Origin of the sequence: Alloalcanivorax venustensis ISO4, assembly GCF_015356855.1 — a bacterium.
Classification (GTDB): domain Bacteria; phylum Pseudomonadota; class Gammaproteobacteria; order Pseudomonadales; family Alcanivoracaceae; genus Alloalcanivorax; species Alloalcanivorax venustensis.
The window spans coordinates 73,603-99,154 of sequence record NZ_ARXR01000002.1; the positions used below are offsets into that span (position 1 = coordinate 73,603).

The following is a 25,552-nucleotide window of genomic DNA, read 5'->3' on the forward strand; positions in this document are numbered from 1 at the left end:
AAGTACAATCCGACCGTCCGCTTTCCCGTAGTCCGGAGACCGCCCTATGAGACCTGTTTGGTTCGCCTTGCCGTTGTTGTTCGCCCTCGCGGCCTGTGACAACACGGACACGCCGTCGCCCGTGGAGCCCGTTTCGGCCCCGTCGCCCGAGGACGCCAGCGAGGCCCGCGACGGCCTGGCCGGCATCTGGCGGCCCGAGGGCGAGAACCCGCTGCACGCGCTGGTGCTGGAGAACGACGGCCAGCTCTATCTGGTCGGCGACCACGGCCACCGCGGCGTGCGCTGGGAAAAGCAGGACGACGACACCCTTTTGCTCAGCTACCTGAACACCCGCGACGACGACCCTCTGAACCAGGACCCGCTCACCATCACCCTGGAGAACCCGTCCCTGACGCTGGCCGGCGACGGCCCCTTCGCCGGTGACTACCGGCGCGACGCGTCCGGCGTGGGCACCCTGGAAGGCCAGGTGGTGCTGCCCGACGACGCCGACATACCGGACACCAGCGTGCTGGTGCTGACCCTCCGGGACCAGGGAGCGGCGGACGCCACGCCGGTGGTTCAACGGCTGACACGCCTGGTGGTTGAAGACGGCAAGATGCCGTTCCGGCTCTACTACAACGGCGACATGATCGACGACACCCACCGTTATGTGGTGGACGCCCGCGTGATCCTGGACGGCGCCGTGCAGTTCACCACCACGGCGCCGCACCGGGTACTCAATGGCGCCTCGGACGGCCCGACCAGCCTGTCGCTGCACGCCGCCACCGCCGAGCCGCCGTTCGCCGACACCTACTGGAAACTGATCCAGGTGGGCGACGAGCAGACCCCGCCGCCCCAGGACCAGAACACCCAGGCGCACCTGGTGTTTCACAGCGAGGGGCAGCAGGTGAAGGGCAGCACCGGCTGCAACAGCCTCTCCGGCGGCTACCAAAACGACGACGGCCGTCTTACCCTCGAAGCACTGGCCACCACCAAGCGCGCCTGCAGCGGCCCGGATCAGGCACAGGCCTTCACCGACGCCCTGGAGCGCACGCAACGGTTCGAGATCCAGGGGCAGCGCCTGACGCTGTACGGCGAGGGCGAGCAAGCGCTGGCGATTCTGCAAGCGGAGTATCTGTTCTGATGCGCGTTCACTATTTGTCCCATGTGCCGTTCGAAAAGCTCGGCACCATGGAAACCTGGCTGGCGCAGCGCGGCGCGCGACTGTCCGCCACCCGCTTTTACCAGGGCGAACCGCTTCCCGAACCGGAGCAGCTGGACACCCTGATCGTGATGGGCGGCCCCATGGGCGCCGACGACGAAGCCCGCTACCCGTGGATGGCGGCGGAAAAGCGTTTTATCGAACAGTGCATCGCGGCGGACAAAAAAGTGCTGGGCGTATGTCTCGGGGCGCAACTGATCGCCCGCGTGCTGGGCGCGCCGGTGACCGCCAACCCGGAGCCGGAGATCGGCTGGTTCCCGGTGCAGAGCACCGACGCCGGGCGGCGCGATCCGATCGGCGCCCTGTTCAATGACGGGGCGCCGGTACTGCATTGGCACGGCGATACCTTCGCGATTCCGGACGGCGCCGTGCATCTGGCGCGCAGCTGGGGCTGCGAAAACCAGGCGTTCCGGTTCGGCGACCGGGTGTTGGCGCTGCAGTTTCATCTGGAGCTGGGTGAGCACGAGGCGCGCGCGCTGTGTCGCGAATGCGCCGACGAACTCAAGGACGGGCCCTGGATTCAGGGCGAAGCGGAGATGCTCGCGGACCCGGCCCGCTTCAGCGCCGCGCAGCGACGCCTGGGCCGGGTTCTGGAGACGTTTCTGGAGATCTGAACCGGCGGCGGCTCAAGCCTGGGCCCGGGCCGGCGCCTCCACGTCGGCGGTTTCCGCCACCCGACCGGCGGCGCACAGGATCGCCTGCAGCGCCGCGGCGGTGGTGTCGGCGGCCAGCGCCACCGCGCTCTGCACCCGCTCACCGACACGTACCCGCACACAGGCCATGGCGTTGGCTTCGGTGTCATCGCCCAGGGACGACTCGTCGAAGGCCTCCACGCGGATCTGCCAGCCGTGGCGGCGGTTGAGCGCGTCCACCAGGGCGCCCACGGCCCCTTCACCCTGACCGTTGAGATCCACGGTGTCGCCTTTTTCGCCGACACTGATGCTTGCTTTGACGCCGGCATCGGTGCGGTGCAGATCGTAAGACCGCAGCGTCCAGCCCGCCGGCACATTCAGATAATCGCCGTTAAAGCGACGGTGAATGCGCTCACCGGTGATCTCGCCGCCGTCTTCCTCGGCGTCCTGCTGCACCACCAGCGCCAGCTCCTGCTGCAACCAGCGTGGCAGCGTCAGGCCGAAGTCCCGCTCCAGCACATGGGCCACGCCGCCCTTGCCGGACTGGGAGTTGATGCGCACCACTTCCTCGTAGCGGCGGCCCAGATCGTGGGGATCGATGGGCAGGTACGCCACGCGCCAGGTGTCGCCCGGCTTGTACTGCGCCAGACACTTGCGGATCGCATCCTGGTGGCTGCCGGAGAAGGCGGTGAACACCAGATCGCCGGCGTACGGGTGACGCGGGTGGGTCTGGATCTCGGTGATCTCCTCCACCAGCGCGATGATCTCCTTCATCCGCGAGAAGTCGATCTCCGGATCGATGCCCTGGGCATAGAGGTTCATGCCCGCGGTCACCAGGTCCATGTTGCCGGTGCGCTCGCCGTTGCCCAGCAGGGTGCCTTCCACCCGGTCGGCGCCGGCCATCACCGCCAGCTCCGCCGCCGCCACGCCGCAGCCACGGTCGTCGTGGGTGTGGACGCTGATCAGCACGTGCTCGCGGTACCGGATGTTATCGTTGACGGTCTCCACCTGGTCGGCGAACACATTGGGCGTGCTCACTTCCACGGTGGCCGGCAGGTTGATGATCACCCGCTGGCCCTGGTCCGGGCGCCACACGTCGTTGACCGCATCGATCACCTCAATGGCGAAATCGGTCTCCGTGGCACTGAAGGTTTCCGGTGAATACTGGAAGCTCCAGTCGGTGTCCGGCTGGGCGGCGGCGCAATCCCGCACCCACTGGGCGGCCTGGGCGGCGATCTTCTTGCAGCCCTCTTTGTCCACATTGAACACCTGCTGACGGAACGTCGGCGAGGTGGCGTTGTAGATGTGGACGATCGCCTTCTTCGCACCCTGCAGCGATTCGAAGGTGCGCTCGATCAGTTCCTGGCGCGCCTGGGTCAGCACCTGGATGCTGACGTCGTCGGGCACCAGGTCATCCTCGATCAGGGCCCGGCAGAAATCGTAGTCAATCTGACTGGCGGACGGGAAACCCACCTCGATTTCCTTATAGCCGAGCTCCACCAGCAATTGAAAGAAGCGCTTCTTCTGAGCCACGTTCATCGGCTTGATCAACGCCTGGTTGCCGTCGCGCAGGTCCACCGCCGCCCATAGAGGGGCTTTCTCGATGCGGCGGGACGGCCAGCGGCGGTCCGGCTTATCGACGACGGGGAAAGGCGCGTATTTGCGATGATCAAAACTCATGACGGACTCCTTGAATTCGGTATGCCTGGGCCGGGTCCGGGATCGCCGGTGTGTTGGCCGCGCGGCTGATCAAGCCGTGGCGTTGGGTTCGGTACCGACCCCCGCCCGGTAAGGCGGAGGCCCGTGACCGACTGCGGTCCGGCTTATGGCCTTCCCGCAGCGACAGGACACAGTCTAGGCGCCTGGCCCGGCAATGTGCTTGCTTTTTACCGGAATATTCGCCACTTTTAGCAATGAAAGAGCCAGAAACCACCGAAACGCGAGGGTTTATTGCGTGGCCAAGGAAAAACCGGCAAATCTCGACCGTACCGACGTGCGTATCCTGCGCGCCTTGCAGCAGGACGGCGGCCTCACCAACCAGCAGCTGGCGGAACAGGTCGGCCTGTCCCCCTCACCCTGCTCGCGGCGTGTGCAGAAGCTGGAACAGGCGGGCGTGATCCTGCGCCGGGAAACCGTGCTCGACCCGCGCAAGCTGGGGCTCGACCTCACCGTGATGATCCAGATCAGCATGGACCGCCACACCCCGGAGCGCTTCGCCAATTTCGAAGCCACCGTGGGCGAGTACCCGGAAGTGCAGCAGTGCTATCTGGTCACCGGCCAGGAAGCGGACTACCTGCTTAAGGTGGTGGTGCCGGATATCGACCACTACCAGCAGTTCCTGCTCAACAAGATCACCCGCATCGAGGGCGTCAGCGGCGTCCACTCCAGCTTCGTGATGCGCCGGGTGATCGACACTTCCGCCCTGCCGCTGGATTACATCGATTAAGTCGCGACGCGCATCCTGTTACCCTGACACCATGAAACAGCTACTGATCGTCGCGCACGCGCCGTCGCCGAACACCCGCCGGCTGGTGGACGCGGCCCTGAAGGGGGCCGGCCACACGGACATCGAGCAGGTGTCGGTGACCTGGAAGCCGCCCCTGGAGGCGGGTCCGGAGGACGTGCTGGCCTGCGACGCCATTCTGCTCGGTACCACCGAGAATCTGGGCTATATGAGCGGCGCGCTGAAGGACTTCTTTGACCGCACCTACTACGCGGTGATCGACGACAAGCAGGGGCTGCCCTGCGCGCTTTATATCCGCGCCGGCCTGGACGGCACCGGCACCCGACGGGCGGTGGAATCGATCGTCACCGGCCTGCGCTGGAACTGGGTGCAGGACCCGCTGGTGTGCAAGGGCGAGTGGCAGGACGCCTTCGCCGACCAGGTGGAAGAGCTGGGCATGTACATGGCCGCCGGGCTGGATTCCGGCATCTTCTAGTTTTACCCCGGCGCCAGGCGCCCATGTCGCTTCGGCGACGGCCAGGTTCGATCCTCCCCGCTACACTTCGCGGCCCCGAAAACGGCTCGCAGGATTGAATCATGGCCATGTTGTCGGCGCCCTCGGTGCCGTCTCTGAAACCCGCCCGCCGCTGGCTCGGCAACGCCGGCCAGCGTCTGTTCCGCAGCGATGCCCTGGTGCAGGCCGACGCCACGCCGTTTCAGGTGATCAGCGATGACGGCCTGGTGCAGTTGCGCTACTACCCGCCGCTGCGGGACACCGAGATCGAACTGGACAACGGCGACGTGGTGCCGGTCAGTACCCGCCCCCAGCGTACGCCGCTGGTGCTGGTGCCGCCGCTGGCGGTGAACATGCTGATCTATGATCTGTTCCCAAGGCGCAGCCTGGTGCGCTACCTGCGCGCACGCGGCTTCGAGCTCTACCTGGTGGACTGGGGGCGGCCCGGGCGGGCGGAGAACCATCACAGCCTGGCGACCTACTTCGCGGAAAAGCTGCCGGCGCTGCTGGAACGGGTGCGCGAGCACAGCGGTGAGCGCCGCCTGAGCCTGCACGGCTGGAGCTTCGGCGGCCTGTTCAGTCTGTGCTACGCGGGGCTCGGACAGGACCCGGACCTCGCCAATCTGGTGCTGGTGGGCACGCCCACGGACTATCACCGCAACGGCGCCCTGGGCAAACAGTACCGGCGCCTGAGCCGCAACCTGAAGTGGCTGCGCCGGCGTACCGGGCTGCGCGCCCATGACCTCAATCCGGCCTGGCTGCGGTCACCGGGGTGGGCCAACAGCCTGGCGTTCAAGCTGACCAACCCGGTGGCCAGCGTGCAGGGCTATTGGAACCTGGTGAAGAACCTGCACGACCGGGATTTCGTCAGCGCCCACGCCACCAACGGCGCCTTCCTGAACGACATGGTCGCCTACCCCGGCGGCGTGATTCAGGACATCATTCACTATCTGTGGGTGGATAACGTGGTGGCCCGGGGCCAGCTGCCGATGCCCGGCGGCGGCGGTCAGCTGAGCCGCGTGCAGGCCAGCATCCTCAATATCACCGGTGCCGGGGACCCCATCGTCACCCGGGATTGCAGCCACGCCATGGACACCCTGGTGGGCAGCCGGGACAAGAGCTACGTCACCATCCCCGGCGGCCACATGGGCATCCTCGGCGGCGCCACCGCCCAGCAGGAGAGCTGGGCGATGATCGCCGACTGGCTGTGCCAGCGGGACTAGCCGGACCGGCTAGAGAAAGCCGAGCAATCCGGAGAGCAGGTTGGTCACCGGCGAGAGCAGGTCCAGCAGGCCGCTGAGCGGGCTCAAACCGCGATCCAGTTGCTCGGTGACTTCCCGGGTGAGAAACGCCAGCGCGGTGGACACCAGGTTGCCGGGCAAGGTGGCCTGGTCGACGCTCTCCAACCACAGCACGTCGTTGACCACCTGCTCCAGGACCAGCTGGATGGTGCCCACCAACTGCTCGCCGGTGGCGCTGGTGTCGAGCAGCACCAACTGCTCCAGGGTGTTGGCCAGACCCAGCGACACGCTGGACAGCACCTTAGTGAGACCGGACAACACCGGCACGTCCGGGGTCTGCTCGTCGACGCCGTCGACGATGTTGTCCAGGTTACGGGCCAGCTGCACCAGCGGGCCGGCCAGGAACGCCACATCCTGCAGAGTGCCGGAGGACTCGCCCTCAAAATCGGCGCTGTTGCCGAACCCTTCACTGAGCGCCTGGAAGGCACCGCCGAGCTGGTCAAACGGCGCCGGCAACACACTGGTGTCGATCGCTTCCAACTGCTGGGACGCCGCCAACGCGCCCTGGAACGCCTGGCTCATATCCGCGTCGTCGCCGCCGGAGATCGCCGCCGCGGCGCCGTCCAGGGCGCTGAACAGCGTGTCCAGCCCGGCCAGAATCTGCGCCGCCACTTCCTGCTGCGGCCCCTCCGGCAGGCCCGCCATGGCCTGGTTGAACCCGGAGATCAGCTGATCGCGGAACGCCTGCAACGGGCCGCTGAAGTCCGCGTCGAAGCCGTCCGGCAGCGGCAGCGGGAAGGCCTCGCCGCTGGTGAAGATGTCGCTGGAGAAATCGTTGCTGGCCGGGATGCCGGCGGCGGGCTGCTTGTCATAGCAACGCTGATAGGCCGGGGTGGCCTGGCCGGCGTCCAGCACGCCCAGCCCGTCGACGCCGGGCTCCACCACATAGGCTTCCAGGCACAGCCGCGCCGGCGTGCCGGCCTGGCTGTCCGCTTCCACCGCTTCCATCCAGAAGAAACCGTACACATCGCCGATCTGGAACGGCGCCTGGTTGCGCTCCGGGTCGTCCAGGCTGCGCGTCTTGCTGGCGGCGCCGCTGACCACGAACTCGGTGCGGCCGCACTCGGGGACCGCGTCGAGCACCTGCAGATCGTGGTCGTGGCCGGCGAAGAAGAAATCGGTCTTGTCGCACACCGCTTCTTCCATGAACGCCCGCCAGCGGTCGCCCGCCAGCACCGGCAGGATCTCGCTGGGCACGCCGTCGTAGTTGCCGGCGTTGCCGTGGGTGCCGTTGGACAGATAGGGATGGTGCGCCAGGCCGATCTTGAACTCCGCCTGGGAGCCGCCGATGGCGCTCACCGCCCAGTTCAGCTGGTTGATGCCGTAGGTGTGGTAGGCGTAATCCAGGTCCGCGTCGGCGAAACCGCCGGCGATCGGGTTGGAGTCGAGGGCGAACAGCGACACCAGCGGCGCGCCGCTCTCGGTTTCACCGGCGTCCTGCTGGAAATAGCGGTCCGGCATGATCCAGCGGTCCGACAGGCGGCCGTCGAAGTAGGTGTAGTCCACCTGGAATTCACCGCGCGCGTTGCCGGCGCCGTCGCCGCCCACGTAGGCGGTGTTGTCGTGGTTGCCCAGCACCAGATAGAACGGCAGGTCCACCGGCTCGAACGGCAGCTCGAATTTCTCTTCGAACTGCGGGTCGTCGACGCTGGTGACACCGGACTCATAGATGTTGTCACCGAGGCCGACCACGAAATCACAGCCGGCCCGCTCGGGGTCGTTTTCCGCGCCCAGTTTCACGGCACAGATGTCCGCCATCGCCTGGCCGACCGCGTAGGCGCCGTCCGAGCCGCTGCCGGAATCGCCGATGGTCAGGAAGCGAACCCGCTCCAGCACCGTGGGTTCCGGTTCCGGCTCCGGGTCCACCGGGGTTTCCGGCTCCTCGGGCTCATTGGGCTGCGGCGTGGCGCCGCCGTCGCTGCCGCTGTCGCCGCCGCAGGCGGCCAGGGTCAGGCCCAGGGCGGCGGCCAGCGCCAGTCGTTTGATTGTCCAGTTCATGCCATCTCCTCCGTGGATGCGCTCGCCGGTGCCGGCGGGTGGAACAGTGCGGTGCGCAGGGTGCGCGGGCGCGAGGGCCGCAGGCCTTCTTCGCGCAACCGGCTGTCACCGCTGTACACCGCCACCAATTTGGTTTTGCTTTCGTCGATCTGCCCGCGCAGGTCGAAGGACTCGATGTCGCGGGCGTAATAGAACTCCGCCTGGGCACGCTGGTGGTTCACGTCCATCAGAATGAAACCGCGCGATTTGGCTTCCACATAGCGGATGTGCGGGTTGACCACCGGCACGGCGACGCCGGCCAGCTCCGCCGCGCCTTCCGGAAAGCCCGGGCTGGTCACCGCCGGGGTGACGAATTCCGCGGCCAGGGGCGCGTCAAACAGGTCGCCGAGCAAGGTGCCCGGGTTGCGATAGATTTCGCTGGCCCAGGAGGTATGGATATCGCCGGTGAGGATCACCACGTTGTCGATGTTGTTGTCGTCCAGGTGGTTGAGAATCTTCAAGCGGTCCGCGGCGTAGCCGTCCCACTGATCCATGTTGATCGCCGACAGATTGCCGCGCAGTTGCGGCGCGTGCTCGTTGAGCGAAGGAATCTCGGCGATGTTGAGTTGGGCGAACATCACCTGCTGGCCGATGAACCGCCAGCGGGCGGTGGACGCGCTCAGGCCGTCCAGCAGCCACTGCATCTGGGTGTCGCTGATCAGACGCCGCTCCGGGTCGTTGCGGGCCGGGTCGAAGGGCAACGACAGGGGCTCGTCGCGGCCCTCCAGGCGGGTGTCCAGCATGCTCAGGTCGATCAGGTCGCCGAACTGGAAGCGCCGGTAAATGGTGGCGAAATCCCCCGGGTTCTGTTCGCGGATCGGCATCCATTCGAAATACACCCGGCGGGCGATGTTCTTGCGCGTCTCCCAGTCGCCTTCGGTGAGCGGCTGATGGTTCTCGGCGCCGTCCTGGTAGCTGTCGTTGGTGCTTTCGTGGTCGTCCCAGATCACGATCATCGGGTATTGCTGGTGCACCGCCTGCAGGTCCGCGTCGCCCTTGTACTGGGCGTGGCGCTGACGGTAATCCTCCAGGGTCACCATTTCGTGGGGCGGCACCGGGTCCCGGTCCGGCACGTCGCCGTATTCGCCGATGCCGTATTCATACAGGTAGTCGCCCAGGTGCAGCACGAAATCCAGATCGCCGTGCTCGGCCAGGGTCTTGTAGACGGAAAAGTAGCCGTGGGAAATATTGGCGCAGGACACCACCGCGAACCGGGCCCGGTCCACGTAGCGGTCCGCCGCCGGCAAGGTGCGGGTCCGGCCGATGGGCGAGCGCTGATCCGCCACGCTGAACCGGTAGTAATACCAGCGCCCCGCTTCCAGCCCGGTGGCGTCCTGTTTGACGCAGAAATCGTGCTGGGCGTCGGCCCGGGTCTCGAAGCGCGCCACCGGATCCAGCAGCGCCGCGTCCCGGGCCACCGTGACGGTCACCGGTATCGGGCCCGACGTCTCCTCCCGAGGGGTAACGCGGGTCCACAGCATCACCCGGTCGGCGAGCGGATCACCGGACGCCACCCCGTGGGAAAAGTCCACCCGCGGAACCCGGGGCTCCGAGGGCGCCGGGGTCTCCGGCGTTTCCGGTTGATTGGGCGCCGCCAAGGACGGCGGCGGCGAATCGGATGAACTCCCCCCACCACAACCGGCTACCCAGGTGGCGGCACTGCCCACGGCCATGGCCTGTACCAGACGACGACGCTTGCGATCCATACCCCGATCTCCCTAGGGCCTGTTCACACTACTTGCATCGCGCCTGCTGGATGCCCTTTTTGCTTCCAGCTAGGCGGAGGGAGCGCCGTTTGGTCATTCCAAATAAGCGACCGACAACGACGCTGGGAGCAAAAAGGGCTCCAGCCCTTCGGGTTGCGGCTAAAAAGCCACCCCTCCGCGTTGCTCGTCGTTCATTTGGAGTCACCAAACTTCTCTTCTCGCGCCTTGATGGGTGGCTTTTTAGCCGCAACAGGCGTGATGCAAGTAGTGTGAACAGGCCCTCAATAAAGAATGAAGGCAAAGCGTAAGCAGGAAGTTGCACTTAAACAGTTGCACGGCCGTACTAAACTGTTGCGCTCTGTAAAACCCTGTAAACGCCCAGCGAAGATTGACAAGGCGATGACAGGCGCGCGGCCGTTGCGTGAAATCGAAGGCGCACGGGGCTTGAATTACCGGTGCCGGAGACGCAATGCTGGGGGTAGGCCGTATTGTAGAGACGGCACTTTTAAGCCAATCAGGAGGAGAGCATGCGCATTACTGTGGAAGGCGTGAACGAAGGCCAGCCGATTCCCGGCCCGTTCGCATTCGCGGTACCCGATCCCAAAGAACACATGAGCCTGAGCGACAACCGCAACCCCAAGGTGGTGTGGGACGGTGTACCGGAAGGCACCCGTGGCTTCGCCCTGCTGGTGGTGGACCCGGACGCGCCCACCGATGCCTCCGACGTGAACCAGGACGGCAAAACCGTGCCCGCGGATCTGCCCCGGGCGGATTTCTACCACTGGGTTCTGGTGGATATCCCCGCCGACGTGCGGCAGATCGATGAAGGCGAGGACGCCGACGGCGTGGTGCCGCGCGGCAAGGAGATCGGGCAAACCGCGAAAGGCATTCGCGGCGCCAACGACTACACCGACTTCCTGGCCGGCGACCCGGACATGAAAGGCGTCTACGGCGGCTATGACGGCCCCTGCCCGCCCTGGAACGACGAGCGGCTGCACCACTACACCTTCACCGTCTACGCGCTGGACGTGACCTCCCTGGGCCTGAGCGGTGAAAGTCGCGGCCCCCAGGTGGTGGAAGCCATGCAGGGCCACATTCTCGACCAGGCCAGCGTGACCGGCACCTACACCCTGAACCCCAACGTCTAGCCGCAAGCCAGGGCATGGCAAGAGCCCGTGGGAGCGGGCCTTGCCCGCGAAAGGGGCGAAGCCCCGGCAGGATTCCAGAGACCTCGTTAACGATGGCGCCGACAATACGCCTCTGGTATCCCGCCGGGTGGCCAGGGCCACCCTTTCGCGGGCAAGGCCCGCTCCCACAAGGGGCACCGACCCCGCCTCTGCTGCACCCTGAATCCTGCATCGCCCCGCTAGCGGCAAGGCCTTTGCTCTAGCACGGCTTGCTTGCGGCTTGAAGCGTGCATCTATACGACCGTGAACGCCCCTGGCAAATGCTGCCGCAGGGTGATCAGGTTTTCTTCCCGCACGTCCATATCCCCGAAGCAATTGGCCACCGTGCCCGTATAGCGCAGCCCGTCCGCCTGGATCGCCTCGGCGGTGAGCAGCGCATGGCTGATGCAGCCGAGCTTCATGCCCACCACCTGGATCACCGGCAGATTCAGCTCCACCGCCAAGGCAGACAGCATTTCCCGGTCGTTGAGCGGCACCCGCCAGCCGCCGGCGCCCTCCACCAGCACCAGATCCGCCGGATGGCTGCTCAGGGCCCCGCGCACATAGCCGGCCAGTTGCGACAGGCTGATCCGACGCCCCTCCTGCCGGGCGGCGATGTGCGGCGCGATGGCCGCTTTCAGCGCCACCGGGTTGACCACGTCATAGGGCAGCGCCACGGACGAGGACGCCATCAGATTCACGGCGTCCTCGTTGCGCAACCCGTCGGCGGTCTCCTCGCAGCCGGCGGCAATCGGCTTCAGCCCATAGCAACTCAGGCCCGCCTCCCGGGCCCGTTCCAGCAGCCGGCAGCTGACCCAGGTTTTGCCCACCTCGGTGTCGGTGCCGGTGATAAAGAACACGCCCTTGAGAACGGGCAGCGGGGGACGTTCGGGGGAAGGGGTATCAGCCATGGGGTTCCTTGATTGCTTCTACGAACAGCACGTCCCAGGTGAGCGGCAGCCCGGCCGGCTGGCGGCGTGCTTCGTAGGCGTCGCACAGGGCCCGCCAGGCCGCTTTGCCGGTGAGGCCGGTAGCGCCGCCCTGCACATGGTCGACGCCGGTGGCCTTGAAGGCCCGGACCAGGGTTCTCACGTCCGGATAGTGCTCGGTGAACGCCATCCGCCGCCATTGCTGGGGGAACAGGCCGGCGCCCTCGAGCGCCCGGCGCCAGTCGGTCTCCGCCGGCAGACGGTTCAGGCGCGGGCGGCGGGTGCCGTCGGCAGCGGCCCAGCTGTCGCGCAATTCGTGCAGCGAGCCGGCCAGCGGCACCGCCAGCAACAGGTGGCCGCTGGGCACCAGCACGCGGGCCGCTTCCGCCATGGCCCGCGCCGGCAGGCACCATTGCAACGCGAAGCTGGAATACACCAGCCCCAGGCCGGCGTCGGCCAGCGGCAGTCTTTCCGCGTCCGCGCACAGCGGCTGGAAGCGCTCGCCGGTGCGCCCACGCGCCCGGGCCTCCGCCAGCATCGACGGCGACAGGTCCACCGCCAGCCAGCGGCTGTCCGGCCAGCGACTCTGCTGACGCCGGGCCAGGGGCGCGGTGGCGCAGCCCAGCTCCAGGGCGCGGCTGTCGGGCAGCTCCGCCGGCGCCATGTCCAGCAGGCTGAGCGCGCAGGCCAGCTGCAGGCCGGCGTGGGCGTCGTAGCTGGGCGCGGCGCGACCGAAACGGTCGCTCACCGCCGCCTTATCCATCAATGAGCTGGTGTCGGCGATAGAAGTCATAAACGGCCCGGGTAAAGGTATCGGGGGCGGACAGGAACGGCACATGGGCGACCTGCTCGATCAGCGCGGTGTCGCCGCGCTCGTTCAGCAGCGGCTCGACCGCGGCCATGGCCGCCGCCGGCACGATGTTGTCGCGCGCGCCGAAGATCATACGCAGCGGCACTTCCAGCGCCGCCAGGTCGCCGCGCAGGTCGGTGTCGCGCAGAATCGCGAGCCCTTCGCGCAGCGCCCGGTGGGCGGGCAGCCCGCAGAAGTAGAGAATCTCCTTAAGCCGCGCCACGTCCTGGCGCATGCTCTCGGCACCCTTGCAGTTGAGCGCCAGGAAGCGCACCAGGGTGCCTTCGTAATCCTCGCGGCACATCTGCTCGAAGGCGTTGAAGATGTCCGGCTTCATCGCCGCCGGCCAGTCGTCGGCGGCGGTGAAGCGCGGCGTGGTGGCCACCGTGACCACCGATTGCACCCGGTCCGGGTGATCCAGCGCCAGCCGCAACGCCACCAGCCCGCCCAGGGACCAACCCAGCAGATGGGCGCGCGCCGGCATCACCGCGGCCACCTGGTCGGCCAGAAAGTCCAGGGTGTAGGGGTCATTGGGCAGCGGGCTCTGCCCCATCCCCGGCAGGTCCACCACCGTGACCCGGAAGCGTTCCAGCAGCGCCGGCACGATGTCGTCGAAGACGATGGCGTGCAGGCCCCAGCCGTGGATCAGCACGATGTCCCGGGCCTGGTCGTCGCTGACGCCAGTGGCCTTGTAGGTGTTGTGGAAAGGAATCAGACGCGGCATGCATTGTCCTCCAGGGCGCCCAGCAGACGGTCCACGTCCGCCTCCCGGTGCGCGGCGGAAAGGGTGACGCGCAGGCGAGCCTGGCCCTCCGGCACGGTGGGCGGGCGGATCGCGGACACCAGCACGCCGTGCGCCGCCAGGGCGCGGCTCAGCGCCAGCGCGGCGCCGTCGTCGCCGATCAGGATCGGCTGAATGGGGGTGTCGGAATCCATCAACGTATAGCCCAGCTCGGCGGCGCCACGGCGGAACCGCTGGATCAGGGCGTTCAGATGCGCCCGGCGCTGCGGTTCACGGCGCGCCTTGTCCAGGCTCACCAGGGTGGCGGCGGCCACGGCGGCGGGCATGGCGGTGGTGTAGACATAGGTGCGGGCGAACTGGATCAGGGTTTCGATCAGTTCGTTGGAGCCGGCCACAAAGGCGCCGGCGGTGCCCAGCGCCTTGCCGAGGGTGCCCATGTAGACCGGCACCCGCCCATTGACCCCCTGCGCGAACGCGGTGCCCCGGCCCTGGCCGTCCAGCACGCCCAGGCCGTGGGCGTCGTCCACCATCAACCAGGCATCGTCCGCTTCGCAGGCGTCCAGATAGGCGGCCAGCGGCGCCTGGTCGCCGTCCATGCTAAACACACCGTCGGTGACCACCAGCTTGCGCCCGGCGTCGCTGCGCGCCAGCTGTCCGGCCAGGGCGGCGGCATCGTTGTGGGCGAAGCGCCGGAAGCGGGCGCCGCTGAGCAGGCCCGCGTCCAGCAGGGAGGCGTGGTTAAGGCGGTCCTGAAAAAGAGCGTCGCCCTTGCCGACCAGGGCGGTGATGGCGCCGATATTGGCCATGTAGCCGGTGGAGAACAGCAGCGCCCGCTCGCGACCGGTGTGCGCCGCCAGGGCCTCTTCCAGCTGCTGGTGCGGACGCTGGTGGCCGCACACCAGGTGGGAGGCGCCGCTGCCCACGCCCCAGCGGTCGGCGGCGTCGCGGAACGCCGCCACCACCTCCGGGTCGCCGGCCAGGCCCAGGTAGTCGTTGGCGCAGAAGTTCAGATGTTCGCGGCCGTCCACCACCGCGGTGCGGCCACAGGGGCCGTCCATCAGCGTCGGCTGGCGGAAGCGCTGCCGGGCGCGCCGTTCGTCCAGGCGCGCCGTGAGATCGAAAGCCAAGGGAGTGACTCCGCGCGGTTCAGGCGTCCAGCTTCCGGTGGGCAGGGCGGCCGGTGTCCTTGTCCAGCACGTGCTTGGCGCCGCGCCGGCTCTGCCCGCTGTACGCCAGCGCATCGTGGTACAAGCCGCTCTGCGCCGCTTCGTTCTCCGCCACTTGCTGGCGCAGCGCTTCCTCGTGGGCCTCGTCGGAGGCTTCGTGGCGCGGGTCCAGGGAATGGATGCCCAGGCGCTGGAACAGCTGATGGTCGTGGGTGGCTTCCGGGTTGTCGGTGGTCAGCAGACGCTCGCCGTAGAACATGGAGTTGGCGCCGGCCATGAAGCACAGGGCCTGGGCCTCGTCGTTCATCTCCTGGCGCCCGGCGGCCAGCCGCACATAGGACTTGGGCATCAGAATCCGCGCCACCGCCACGGTGCGCACGAACTCGAACGGGTCCAGATCGTCCACGTCGGACAGCGGCGTGCCTTCGATCTTCACCAGCATGTTGATCGGCACCGACTCCGGATGCTCCGGCAGGTTGGCCAGCTGCTGCAGCAGGCCGACCCGGTCGTTGCGGTTCTCACCCATGCCGACGATGCCGCCGCAGCACACCTTCATGCCGGCGTCGCGCACATTGGCCAGGGTGGTCAGGCGGTCGCTGTAGGTACGGGTGGTGATCACCTGGCCGTAGTATTCCGGCGAGGTGTCCAGGTTATGGTTGTAGTAGTCCAGGCCGGCCTCGGCCAGGCTCTGTGCCTGCCCCTCGTCGAGCATGCCCAGGGTCATGCATGTTTCCAGCCCCAGGGATTTCACCTGGCGCACCATGTCCAGCACATAGGGCATGTCCTTGGCGCGCGGGCTGCGCCAGGCGGCCCCCATGCAGAAGCGCGAAGCGCCTTTTTCCTTGGCGGCGCGCGCCTCTTCCAGCACCCGCTCCACTTCCAACAGCTTCTCTTTTTCCAGCTCGGTGTTGTAGTGGCCGGACTGGGAGCAGTACTTGCAGTCTTCCGGGCAGGCGCCGGTCTTGATCGACAGCAGCGTGCTGACCTGCACCGCGTTGGGATCGAAGTGCTGGCGGTGCACGGAGGCGGCCCGGAACAGCAGGTCGTTGAACGGCAGGGTGAATAGCGCCTCGATCTCACCGCGGTGCCAATCGTGGCGTACGGCGTTCGGGGCGGCGTCGGACAGGGGCGTGGCGGCGGCTACAGTCATGATGAAATCTCTCTGAACAGTCCGCATCAGACTAGCAGCACGCCGGCCCCTGTCAACTTCCAAGAAGCAACAAGGTTAACCAATGATCATTTATTAACCAATTATGCTCCTAAAAGTTGTAGTTGAGCTTGAGGCTGTACTGACGGGCGTCGCCGTAGTAGCCGCCGTTATAGAAGCCCAGGTTGTTGTAGTACTTCTCGTCGGTGAGGTTGCTGACATTGGCGGTCACCGCCAGGGCCGGGCTGAAGCGGTAGCGGGCCATCAGGTCCACCAGGGTGTAGCTGTCCTGGACGAATTTGTATTGACCACTCTGGCCCGGGCGGTCGACGAAGGCGTAGATCTGGTTCTGCCAGGCCACGCCGGCGCCGACCGTCAGGCCGTCAAACCGGCCGCTCAACCGGTAGCGGGTGGACAGGCGCACCATCTCTTCCGGGGAGGTGGTGTTCAGCTCGTCGCCGTCCGGGTCCTCGGTGACCCGGTGGGTGTAGCCGGCCAGCATCTGCCAGCGCGGCAGGATCTCGCCGGAGGCGGTCAGCTCGAAGCCGTTGGTCTGGGCGCCGTCCACGGCCCGGTAGGCCTCGGAATTGGGCGGTCCGCCGGGGATCGGCTGGCCGGTGCCCTCGGCCAGGTTGTCCTGATCGACGCGGAACACCGCGACGCTGGTGTTCAAGCGGCCGTCGCGGAACTCGCTCTTCAGACCCGCCTCGTAACTGTTGCCCTCTTCCGGATCGAGTATCCGGTTGTTCAGGTCCCGCTGGGTTTGTGGCTGGAAGATGCTGGTGTAGCTGGCGTAGACGGAGTGCCGGTCGGTGAGGTCGTACACCACGCCGGCGAAGGGCACCACTTCCCCGTTTTCCTGGTAGCGCTCGGCGAAGTCTCCGCTCCAGTTGAAGCCGCCCCGGTCGACGCGCCAATCCACCACGCGGGCGCCGGTGATCACCGCCAGATCGTCGGTGGGTTTAAAGCGGGCGGTGGCGTACAGGCCGGTCTGTGAGGCGCGCTCGTTTTCGTCGGTGTTGATATCCCCCCACAGCGGCTTGGCCCGGTCGCCGTCCCAGGTAAAGAGATTGTCCAGAGTGCTGTCGAAGTTCACCGAGGGCTGCCCGATGTAGTCGACCTTGCTGCGCGAATAGCTGGCGCCGACGATCAGCTCGTGGTGCCGGCCGAACAATTCGAAAGGCCCGTTGGCGTAGGCGTCGAAGGTATGCTGCTTCTTGTCCTCCAGGTAGCGGCCGGACCAGAACGTGAGCCCGCTGCCGTCGCGGTTCAGGGTGCCGCCGCCGGCGGAGGCCAGCTGGGCGTCGTAGTTGTTTTCCTGGTAAGTGTAGGCCAGCTTGCCGTACCAGCCGCTGCTGAACTGGTGCTCCAGATTGACGAAGGCGGTGCGGGCTTCCTGGGCCCAGCTGCTCCAGTCGGTGGCCGGGTTGGTGTCCCGGTCCAGATCGGCGATGCCGCCGTCGCTGTAGAACAGCGGCACGCCGCCCCAGGTGGAGCCTTCCGGGTCGTAGTCCATGGAATCCACGCCCAGGGTGATCATGGTGTCCTCGGACAGGTCCGCCTCGATAACGCCGTAGAACACCTGCTTTTCATTCTCGTAATGATCGAGAAAAGACTCGCCCTGCTGGTAAGCGGTGACGAAGCGGCCGCGTACCCGGCCGTCTTCGGTCAGCGGGCCGCCCAGGTCCAGCTCGCCCCGGTAGCCGTCCCAGCTGTTGGCTGAAAGGCCCGCCTGGCCGGCGAATTCCCGGGTGGGTTTCTTGCGCACCAGGTTGATGGTGGCGGACGGGTTGCCGATGCCGTGCAGCAGGCCGCTGGCGCCGCGCAGCACTTCGATGCGGTCGTAGATAAAGGTGTCCGCGTGGGCGCTCTGCTTGCCCAGGGTGCTGCTGCGCATGGACGGCATGCCGTCATAGAGAAAATTGGTGATCTCGAAGCCGCGGGCGCTGAAGGTGAGCCGTTCGGTGTCCTGGGCGTTGACGGTGACGCCGGGGGTCCGCTGCATCACCTCGGCGACGCTGTTGAGGTCGAAGTCCTCCATCTGCTCACGGGTGATCACGGTCACCGACTGGGGCGTTTCCCGGGGCGAGAGCACCATGCGGGTGGCGGTGTTGCTGGCGCCGCTGGTGTAGCTGCCGGACCCTTCCGTGATCATGCCGGCGTCATAACCGTCCACCGAAGTGCCGACCACGTCGACGGCGTCCAGCTCGTGGGTGTCATCGGTATCGTCGTCGGCGGCGTACAGGTTGGCGCTACCGGCCAGGATCAGACAGATGGAGAGGCGGGTAAAACGTAACGCAGACATAGCAGTCCCCCAGTTGGTGTTTTCGACGATGGCTGGGGTGGACCTGGCTACGTCACTGGGCGGCAATGATAACCATTCTTATCTTCATGTCAAAAATACGTGAACCCGCTGCTACTTGGCTTACCGGATTTCCAGCCATGACCTACACGGCTTTGGGCCGATGTCGGCTGGGCAGGGCCCGGCCGCCGCGCCGATGATGATGGCACCCGACACCAAGGAAGACGGAGGACACGGATGTTGTTCGACCTTGCCGAACCCTGCCTGCTGTGCGGCCGGCGCAGCCCGCAGGGCCTTTGCCGGTTGTGCGCCGGCGAGCTGCGTGACGGCGGCGCCCTGTACGACCCGCTCTGCCGCTGCGGGCTGCCAGGCACCGAGCAAGGGGGGCTGTGCGGACGCTGCCTGCGGCGGCCGCCGCCGTTCACCAGTACCTACTGCCACTGGGTCTATCAGTTTCCGCTGGACCGGCTGATCAACGCCTACAAGCACAGGGGCTGCCTGCCGGCGGAACGGGCCCTGGAACCCTTGCTGCGCGAGCAGCCGCTGCCCTGGCCGGACGCCGAGGTGCTCTGCCCCCTGCCCGCCCACTGGCGGCGCCGGCTGGCCAGGGGCTTCGACCAGGCGGAGCGGCTGGCGCTGATACTGGCCCGCCACTGGCAGCGTCCGGTGGCGCCGCTGCTGCTGCGCCACCGGCCCACCGGCCATCAGCAGGGGCTGGGCCGCGCGGAACGGGTGCGCAACCTGCGCCACGCCTTCCTGGCGCGGCCCGGCGCCCAATACCGCCGGATTCTGCTGATCGACGATGTGATGACCACCGGCACCTCCGCCCGCGCCGCCAGCCGTGCCCTGCTGGAAGGCGGCGCCAAGGAAGTGCGCGTCTGGGCCCTGGCGAGAACCCTGCAGCAAGAGCGCTAACGCCATCTACAAAGTACGGTTTGTGGGAGCGAGCCCGGCTCGCGAAAGGCCGCCAAAGGCGGCCGGCAGGATCCCAGAGACGTTATTTTCGCCTGTCTGGCATCAGACACCACGGGTCCGTCATAATGCACGCTTCGTTCCGCAAACGGTCGCGCCCATGAAAATCAGCATCGCCCAAGGGCATAACCCGCCGCACAACATCAACGGCATCACCGTGATCATCGATGTGATCCGTGCCTTCACCACCAGCCACGAAGCGTTTCTGGGCGGTGCCAGCCATATCTACCCGGTGTCCAGCGCCGACGACGCTTTCCGGCTGCGCGAAGACTACCGGGAAGGCCTGCTGGTGGGCGAGGTGCAGGCGCTGCCCATCGACGGCTTCGACCACGGCAACTCGCCCTGGGAAATACGCCACACCGACGTGCGCGGCCGCTATCTGATCATGCGCACCACCAACGGCGTGGCCGCCACCCTGCGCGCCCGCGACAGCCGCCAGGTGCTGGTCGGCGCGCTGATCAATGCCGAAGCCACCGCCAACTACATCCGCGAACAGAACCCGGACACCGTGGTGCTGGTGGCGTCCCACCCCACCGGCGACGAGGATGTGGCCTGCGCGGAATACATCCGTGGCCTGCTGGGCGGCGAGGGCATCAGCCTGGAGCAGGCCCGCGAGCGCACCCGCAATGCCTTCGCGGCGAAGAAATTCCTGGACGGCAGCCACCCGCGCCTGCGCCCCCAGGACATCGACATGGCCGCCTCCAGCGCCGGCCCGGACGCCCTGATCATGGGCGTGACCTACGAGCCGGTGCCGCGCATCGACGTGATCCGACGCGCCTCCTGACCTTTTCCATCAACTCCGCCGCTCCCCTTGATCAATGACGGCCCGGCGGGCGCCTGATAGCGTCCCAGGGCATTAACTCATTGCCTGGGAAGCCTCATGATCGAGTGGAACGAACAACAGCAGATGATCCAGAAGATGGTGCGCGACTTCGTGGCCAAGGAAGTGGTGCCCAACCTGGACGATATCGAATACAACGGCGTGCCGCCCTACGACATCCTGCGCAAGATGATCAAAACCTTCGGCATGGACGTGATGGCGACGCAGAACTACGAGAAGCAGATCGCCCGCGAGAAAGCCGCCGCCGAAAACGGCGAGGACGCCCCCACCAAGAAGAAGGACGGCCCCTCCGAGGGCGCCGGCGATCAGGCGGCGATGACCGTGATCCCGATCATCGAGCTGAGCCGCCACGCCCAGGGGCTGGTCACCGCCATGGGCGTGTCCATGGGGCTCACCGGCGGCGCCATCATGAGCAAGGGCACCATCGAACAAAAAGAGCGCTGGGCGCTGCCGCTGCTGACCCTGGAGAAAGTGGGCGCCTGGGCGATCTCCGAGCCCAATTCCGGCTCCGACGCCTTCGGCCAGATGAAGACCCTGGCGAAGCGCGACGGCAACGGCGGCTACATCATCAACGGCAGCAAGACCTGGATCACCAACGGCCCCTACGCCGACACCATCGTGCTGATCTGCAAGCTGGATGAGGAAGGCGTGGAACCCAAGGACCGCAAGATCGTGTCCTTTATTCTCGACGCCGGCATGGAAGGCCTGGAGCAGTCCAAGTCGTTCAAGAAGATGGGCATCGGCTCGTCACCCACCGGCGAGCTGTTCTTCAGTGACCTGAAGGTGGGCGCCGACCGCCTGCTCGGCGGCAGCGAGACCAGCTACGGCCGCTCCGGCGCCAAGGCCACCTTCATGCAGGAACGCGCCGGCGTGGCCGCCATGGCCCTGGGGATGGTGGAGCGCGCGCTGGAACTGTCCACCGCCTACGCCCGTGACCGCGCCCAGTTCGGCCGCCCGATCGGCGACAACCAGTTGATTCAGCTGAAGCTGGCGAAGATGGAAGTGGCGCGCGCCAACCTGCAGAACATGGTGTTCCGCTATATCGAGATGACCGCCGCCGGCAAGCAGATGAGCCTGGCGGAGGCCTCGGCGATGAAGCTGTACGCCGCCCAGACCGCCATGGAGGTGTCCACCGAGGCGGTCCAGGTGCACGGTGGCTACGGCTACATGCGCGAATCCCGCGTGGAGCAGCTGATGCGCGACGCCAAGATCCTGCAGATCTACGCAGGCACCGACGAGATGCAGATCATCGCCATCGCCCGGGACCTGCTGGGCAGAGGCTGAGCGGCGCAAGCGGCAGGCTTGGAGCTTGCCGCTGGAAGCTTGTAGCCTTGAAGCTGCCAGCAACAAGGAGGATTCCCCATGGCACTACAGCAACAGCATTGCGAAGCCTGCCGCGCCGACGCGCCCCGTATCAGCGATGAGGAGGCGGGCAAGCTGCGCGGCGAGATTCCGGACTGGAAACAGGTGGAGGAAGACGGCGAAGAGAAACTGCAGCGCCAGTTCAAGTTCAAGGACTTCGCCCAGGCTCTCGCGTTCACCAACCAGGTCGGCGACCTGGCCGAAGAGGAGGGGCACCACCCTGCCCTGCTCACCGAATACGGCAAGGTCACGGTGACCTGGTGGACCCATAAGATCGGCGGTCTGCACCGTAACGACTTCATCTGCGCGGCGAAGACCGACGCGCTGTTCGACGAAAGGACCTGAGGTCGAATGGACGCACCCGCTCCCTGGACGCTGAGAGGGCACGCCTACGTGTGCGCCCTGGCGATGCCCGATGCCCTGCGTCGGCCGCAAGGCGGCACCGCCGAAGCACTCGGCCCGGCGACCGGCCGCCTCGGGGTGGTCATGTTCGTGGATTACCAGCGTTCAGAGGTGGGGCCGTACCGGGAGTTGTTGTTCATGCCCGGGCCCTGTCGCTTTCCGGACGGTCACCGGCGCTGGTCGATCGGCCGCATCTATGTGTCCAGCGAAGACAGCGCCCGCAACGGCAACCGCAACTGGGGCCTGGACAAGCGCGTGGCCTCCTTCCGGGTCGAGCGAACCCGCTACGGTGAGAGCGTGACCGTGCGCTACCAGGACCGGGACATCGCCGGTCTGACCCTGAAGCGGCGCGGTCCCGCCCTACCCGTACTCGGACCCTGGCTGCCCGAGCGCTGGCGCCGGCTGGGCCAGGTGCGCGACAACCAGCAATTCGTCTTCGCGCCCTCGGTGCGGGGCCGCCTGGGCGTTGCCAGCCTGAGCGATGCCTGGGGCAACGGGAAGGATTTCCCGCAGTTGCAGTACGGACGCGGACGCGGCTCTCTGTACCTGCCGGACTTCCACCTCGACTTCCCCGAAGCGGATATCCGACCCCTGTCCTGAACCTTACGGTGACCGGAAGCATCACCCGGCTGTCGCTTCGCGACAGCCGCCCCGCCCACGCCCTTTGCTAGCATGGGTCACGGCAATCAGGAGAGACCCATGGCTTTAAGCGAAGAGCAAAAAGAACAAATCAAAGCGGCGTCCGATAAAACCTTTCCGTTCGTGGAACGCTGCGGCGCCCGAACCCTGGACGTGGACCGCGGCTACTGCAAGATGATGATGCCGCTGGCGCCCAACCTGAACCACGTCGGCATCATGTACGCCGGCGCCCTGTACACCATCGCGGAGCTGCCCGGCGGCGTGATCTATATGTCGTCGTTCGACACGCGGCGCTTCTACCCGATCGTCAAGGACATGCGGATCCGTTTCCGTCGCCCGGCCGCCACCGATGTGACCGTGGAAGTGCGCATCACCGATCAGGAAATCGAACGCATCCAGTCCGAGGCGGACGCCAACGGCAAATGCGATTTTGAATGGGATACCGAGATCAAGGACGAAAAAGGGGAAGTGGTGGCGCTCACCCACAACGTCTATCAGCTGCGCAAAATCGGCAGCTGAAGCGGTACAGGTGAAGGGTCAAAGCGACATCCGCAATTCGTTGCCGCTTTCGCAAAGGCGTATTGACAGGCTTTGTTCGTCGGGGCTAGCCTGAAATCGCACTCCGATGAGGCACGGAGCCCGGGGGTGCGTTTCCGACATGAGAGTCTGGAAATCTCGCGCGGCCTTCGGGCCGCGCTTTTCATTTACGCTCGCCCAGCTCCACCACCGCTTCGATAAACACCTTGGCGTGCTCCGGGTCCACTTCCGGCGTGATGCCGTGCCCCAGATTGAAGATGTGCCCCGGGTGATCGCCGAAGTCATCGAGGATGCGCGCCACCTCGGCGCGAATCGCCGCCGGTGAAGCGTACAGCACCGCCGGATCCATATTGCCCTGCAACGCCACCCGGTCGCCGACGCGGCGGCGCGCCTCGCCGATGTTGATGGTCCAGTCCAGGCCCAGGGCGTCACAGCCGGTATCCGCCATGGATTCCAGCCACAAGCCGCCGTTCTTGGTGAACAGGATCACCGGCACCTTGCGGCCCTCGGCGTCCGGCTCCAACCCGTCGACGATGCGCTGCATATAGCGCAGCGAAAACGTCTGGTAGGCCTCCGCGGACAGGGCGCCGCCCCAGGTATCGAAGATCTGCACCACCTGGGCGCCGTGGCGGATCTGGGCGTTCAGATAATCGGTCACCGCCAGAGCCAGCTTGTCGAGCAGCGCGTGGGCCAGTTCCGGCCGGTTGTAGACCATCCCCTTGAGATGGCGGAAATCCTTGCTGGGCCCGCCTTCCACCATATAGGTGGCGAGCGTCCAGGGGCTGCCGGAGAAGCCGATCAACGGCACCCGTCCGTTCAACGCGCGGCGGATGGTGCTCACCGCGCGCATCACGTAATCCAGGTCCGCTTCCGCGTCCGGTACCGGTAGCGCGGCGATCTCCTGCTCGGTGCGCACCGTCTTGCGGAATTTGGGGCCCTCGCCGGGCTCGAAGTACAAACCCAGCCCCATGGCATCGGGAATGGTGAGAATGTCGGAAAACAGAATCGCCGCGTCCAGCGGGTAACGCTCCAGCGGCTGCAGCGTCACCTCGCAGGCCAGTTCCGCGTTGCGGCACAGGTCCATGAAGGACCCGGCCTGCTCCCGGGTGGCCCGGTACTCCGGCAGATAACGACCGGCCTGGCGCATCATCCAGATCGGCGTACGGTCCACCGGCTGGCGGGCCAGGGCTTTCAACAAGCGGTCATTCTTCAGCGGCGCGTGCACCATAAAATTCAAACGTCCAGGTAATCGAGGATGCCTTTGGCGGCTTCGCGGCCTTCCCAGATGGCGGTCACCACCAGGTCGGAGCCGCGCACCATGTCGCCGCCGGCGAAGATCTTCTCGTTACTGGTCTGGAACGGGAAGGTCTGCTTCTCCACGGCGGTGACGCGGCCGGCGTCGTCGGTGACCACGTTCTTGGCGTCGAACCAGTCGGACGGACTGGGACGGAAACCGAACGCCACGATCACCGCGTCGGCGGGCAGCACTTCCTCACTGTCGGGAATCGGCTCCGGACGACGACGGCCGTTGTTATCGGGCTCGCCGAGTTTGGTTTCCACCACTTTGACGCCCACCACCTTGCCGTTTTCACCGACCACCTCGATGGGCTGGCGGTTGAACAGGAACTGCACGCCCTCTTCCTTGGCGTTGGCCACTTCGCGGCGGGAGCCGGGCATGTTTTCCTCGTCGCGGCGGTAGGCGCAGACCACGCTGTCGGCGCCCTGGCGGATGGAGGTGCGGTTGCAGTCCATGGCGGTGTCGCCGCCACCCAGCACCACCACGCGCTTGTTGCTCACGTCGATGAAGTCCGCCGGATCCTTTTCAAAACCCAGGTTGCGGTTGGCGTTGGCGACCAGGAACGGCAGCGCTTCGTGCACGCCGTCCAGATCCTCACCGGGGAAACCGCCTTTCATGTAGGTGTAGGTGCCCATGCCCATGAACACCGCGTCGAACTCTTCCAGCAGTTCATCGATGGTCACGTCGGTGCCGACATCGGTGTTGAGGCGGAACTCGATGCCCATGCCCTCGAACACTTCGCGGCGCTTGGTCATCACCGGCTTTTCCAGCTTGAACTCGGGGATGCCGAAGGTCAGCAGGCCGCCGATTTCCGGATAACGGTCGAACACCACCGGCTTGACGCCGTTGCGCACCAGCACATCGGCGCAGCCGATGCCGGCCGGGCCGGCGCCGATCACCGCCACCCGCTTGTCGGTCCACACCACCTTGGACATGTCCGGGCGCCAGCCCATGGCCAGCGCCGTATCGGCGATGTACTTCTCGGTGGCGCCGATGGTCACCGCGCCGAAGCCGTCGTTGAGCGTGCAGGCGCCTTCACAGAGACGGTCCTGCGGGCAAACGCGGCCGCACACTTCCGGCAGGGAGTTGGTCTGGTGCGCCAGCTCCACCGCTTCCATCAGGTTGCCTTCGCTGATCAGCTTCAACCAGTTGGGGATGTAGTTGTGCACCGGGCACTTCCACTCGCAGTACGGGTTGCCGCAGTGCAGACAGCGATGCGCCTGGTGTTCCACTTCCCGGGTTTCATACGGGTAGTAGATTTCCTCGTAGCGGTCCTTGCGCTGCTCGATGTCCTTCTTCTTCGGGTCCACCCGGGGGACATCAAGAAACTGGAAATGGTTGTTTAAACGTTCAGCCATGTTGTTCC

23 protein-coding genes are annotated in these 25,552 nt (G+C 66.4%); 12 read left to right on the forward strand and 11 right to left on the reverse strand.

Annotated features, from left to right (window positions below):
* Positions 1-46 precede the first annotated feature (46 nt).
* On the forward strand, positions 47-1,123 hold the full coding sequence (locus tag ISO4_RS01595) for an META domain-containing protein (protein WP_194854919.1): 1,077 nt from the start codon (positions 47-49) through the stop codon (positions 1,121-1,123).
* Positions 1,123-1,815 carry a type 1 glutamine amidotransferase gene (locus tag ISO4_RS01600; RefSeq protein WP_194854920.1) on the forward strand — a complete coding sequence of 231 codons (693 nt, stop codon included), beginning with the start codon at positions 1,123-1,125 and terminating at the stop codon, positions 1,813-1,815. Before ISO4_RS01595 ends, ISO4_RS01600 begins: the two co-directional genes overlap by 1 nt.
* Positions 1,816-1,827: 12 nt before the next feature.
* Here the strand turns inward: ISO4_RS01600 and ISO4_RS01605 are convergent, their stop codons facing one another.
* The gene (locus ISO4_RS01605; RefSeq protein WP_142948285.1) at positions 1,828-3,513 is read right to left on the reverse strand and encodes a 2-isopropylmalate synthase; all 1,686 of its coding nucleotides are present in this window, start codon (positions 3,511-3,513) and stop codon (positions 1,828-1,830) included.
* A gap of 274 nt (positions 3,514-3,787) precedes the next feature.
* Here ISO4_RS01605 and ISO4_RS01610 point away from each other — a divergent pair, with 274 nt between their 5' ends.
* The 3 genes from ISO4_RS01610 (at position 3,788) to ISO4_RS01620 (ending at position 6,013) form a co-directional block, all read left to right on the forward strand.
* On the forward strand, positions 3,788-4,279 hold the full coding sequence (locus ISO4_RS01610; RefSeq protein WP_142948284.1) for an Lrp/AsnC family transcriptional regulator: 492 nt from the start codon (positions 3,788-3,790) through the stop codon (positions 4,277-4,279).
* Positions 4,280-4,310: 31 nt separating this feature from the next.
* Positions 4,311-4,772, forward strand: a complete 462-nt coding sequence (locus tag ISO4_RS01615; protein ID WP_194854921.1) for a flavodoxin family protein — start codon at positions 4,311-4,313, stop codon at positions 4,770-4,772.
* Between the two features lie 101 nt (positions 4,773-4,873).
* Positions 4,874-6,013, forward strand: coding sequence for an alpha/beta fold hydrolase (locus ISO4_RS01620; protein ID WP_228547831.1), 1,140 nt, complete (start codon positions 4,874-4,876; stop codon positions 6,011-6,013).
* A gap of 9 nt (positions 6,014-6,022) precedes the next feature.
* Here the strand turns inward: ISO4_RS01620 and ISO4_RS01625 are convergent, their stop codons facing one another.
* Together ISO4_RS01625 and ISO4_RS01630 are read right to left on the reverse strand one after the other, a co-directional pair.
* Positions 6,023-8,089: a metallophosphoesterase gene (locus ISO4_RS01625; protein ID WP_194854922.1), complete on the reverse strand. Its 2,067-nt coding sequence runs from the start codon at positions 8,087-8,089 to the stop codon at positions 6,023-6,025.
* Positions 8,086-9,834 (reverse strand): alkaline phosphatase D family protein, encoded by a 1,749-nt coding sequence (locus tag ISO4_RS01630; RefSeq protein WP_194854923.1) that lies wholly within the window; start codon positions 9,832-9,834, stop codon positions 8,086-8,088. Before ISO4_RS01630 ends, ISO4_RS01625 begins: the two co-directional genes overlap by 4 nt.
* A gap of 527 nt (positions 9,835-10,361) precedes the next feature.
* Between ISO4_RS01630 and ISO4_RS01635 the strand changes: the two genes are divergently transcribed.
* Positions 10,362-10,982 carry a YbhB/YbcL family Raf kinase inhibitor-like protein gene (locus ISO4_RS01635; protein ID WP_194854924.1) on the forward strand — a complete coding sequence of 207 codons (621 nt, stop codon included), beginning with the start codon at positions 10,362-10,364 and terminating at the stop codon, positions 10,980-10,982.
* A 272-nt stretch (positions 10,983-11,254) separates the two neighbouring features.
* Here the strand turns inward: ISO4_RS01635 and bioD are convergent, their stop codons facing one another.
* The 6 genes from bioD to ISO4_RS01665 all read right to left on the reverse strand — a co-directional run bounded on the left by bioD (position 11,255) and on the right by ISO4_RS01665 (position 18,139).
* Positions 11,255-11,911 carry a dethiobiotin synthase gene (gene bioD, locus ISO4_RS01640; RefSeq protein WP_194854925.1) on the reverse strand — a complete coding sequence of 219 codons (657 nt, stop codon included), beginning with the start codon at positions 11,909-11,911 and terminating at the stop codon, positions 11,255-11,257.
* Positions 11,904-12,722 carry a methyltransferase domain-containing protein gene (locus ISO4_RS01645; RefSeq protein WP_228547832.1) on the reverse strand — a complete coding sequence of 273 codons (819 nt, stop codon included), beginning with the start codon at positions 12,720-12,722 and terminating at the stop codon, positions 11,904-11,906. The genes bioD and ISO4_RS01645 overlap by 8 nt, the downstream gene beginning before the upstream one ends.
* Positions 12,685-13,503: a pimeloyl-ACP methyl ester esterase BioH gene (gene bioH / locus ISO4_RS01650; RefSeq protein WP_194854927.1), complete on the reverse strand. Its 819-nt coding sequence runs from the start codon at positions 13,501-13,503 to the stop codon at positions 12,685-12,687. Before bioH ends, ISO4_RS01645 begins: the two co-directional genes overlap by 38 nt.
* Positions 13,491-14,648 carry an 8-amino-7-oxononanoate synthase gene (gene bioF, locus ISO4_RS01655; protein ID WP_194854928.1) on the reverse strand — a complete coding sequence of 386 codons (1,158 nt, stop codon included), beginning with the start codon at positions 14,646-14,648 and terminating at the stop codon, positions 13,491-13,493. Before bioF ends, bioH begins: the two co-directional genes overlap by 13 nt.
* Positions 14,649-14,667: 19 nt before the next feature.
* The gene (bioB, locus tag ISO4_RS01660; protein WP_194854929.1) at positions 14,668-15,837 is read right to left on the reverse strand and encodes a biotin synthase BioB; all 1,170 of its coding nucleotides are present in this window, start codon (positions 15,835-15,837) and stop codon (positions 14,668-14,670) included.
* Between the two features lie 109 nt (positions 15,838-15,946).
* Positions 15,947-18,139, reverse strand: coding sequence for a TonB-dependent siderophore receptor (locus ISO4_RS01665; protein ID WP_194854930.1), 2,193 nt, complete (start codon positions 18,137-18,139; stop codon positions 15,947-15,949).
* Positions 18,140-18,373: 234 nt separating this feature from the next.
* Between ISO4_RS01665 and ISO4_RS01670 the strand changes: the two genes are divergently transcribed.
* The 6 genes from ISO4_RS01670 to ISO4_RS01695 all read left to right on the forward strand — a co-directional run bounded on the left by ISO4_RS01670 (position 18,374) and on the right by ISO4_RS01695 (position 22,871).
* Positions 18,374-19,051 carry a ComF family protein gene (locus ISO4_RS01670; RefSeq protein ID WP_194854931.1) on the forward strand — a complete coding sequence of 226 codons (678 nt, stop codon included), beginning with the start codon at positions 18,374-18,376 and terminating at the stop codon, positions 19,049-19,051.
* Between the two features lie 157 nt (positions 19,052-19,208).
* Positions 19,209-19,892, forward strand: a complete 684-nt coding sequence (locus tag ISO4_RS01675) for a 2-phosphosulfolactate phosphatase (protein ID WP_194854932.1) — start codon at positions 19,209-19,211, stop codon at positions 19,890-19,892.
* A 96-nt stretch (positions 19,893-19,988) separates the two neighbouring features.
* A complete protein-coding gene (locus ISO4_RS01680) occupies positions 19,989-21,233 on the forward strand; it encodes an acyl-CoA dehydrogenase family protein (RefSeq protein ID WP_194854933.1) in 1,245 nt (414 codons plus the stop codon).
* Between the two features lie 78 nt (positions 21,234-21,311).
* On the forward strand, positions 21,312-21,656 hold the full coding sequence (locus ISO4_RS01685; protein ID WP_194854934.1) for a 4a-hydroxytetrahydrobiopterin dehydratase: 345 nt from the start codon (positions 21,312-21,314) through the stop codon (positions 21,654-21,656).
* Between the two features lie 6 nt (positions 21,657-21,662).
* Entirely contained in the window at positions 21,663-22,313 is a 651-nt protein-coding gene (locus tag ISO4_RS01690; RefSeq protein WP_194854935.1) for a hypothetical protein, read from the forward strand.
* 99 nt (positions 22,314-22,412) lie between these two features.
* The gene (locus ISO4_RS01695) at positions 22,413-22,871 is read left to right on the forward strand and encodes a PaaI family thioesterase (RefSeq protein ID WP_194854936.1); all 459 of its coding nucleotides are present in this window, start codon (positions 22,413-22,415) and stop codon (positions 22,869-22,871) included.
* A gap of 181 nt (positions 22,872-23,052) precedes the next feature.
* Here ISO4_RS01695 and hemE read toward each other — a convergent pair whose 3' ends face one another.
* Both hemE and ISO4_RS01705 read right to left on the reverse strand, forming a co-directional pair.
* Positions 23,053-24,117, reverse strand: a complete 1,065-nt coding sequence (gene hemE, locus ISO4_RS01700; protein WP_142948267.1) for a uroporphyrinogen decarboxylase — start codon at positions 24,115-24,117, stop codon at positions 23,053-23,055.
* Between the two features lie 5 nt (positions 24,118-24,122).
* Positions 24,123-25,544: an FAD-dependent oxidoreductase gene (locus ISO4_RS01705; protein ID WP_194854937.1), complete on the reverse strand. Its 1,422-nt coding sequence runs from the start codon at positions 25,542-25,544 to the stop codon at positions 24,123-24,125.
* Positions 25,545-25,552: the final 8 nt, after the last annotated feature.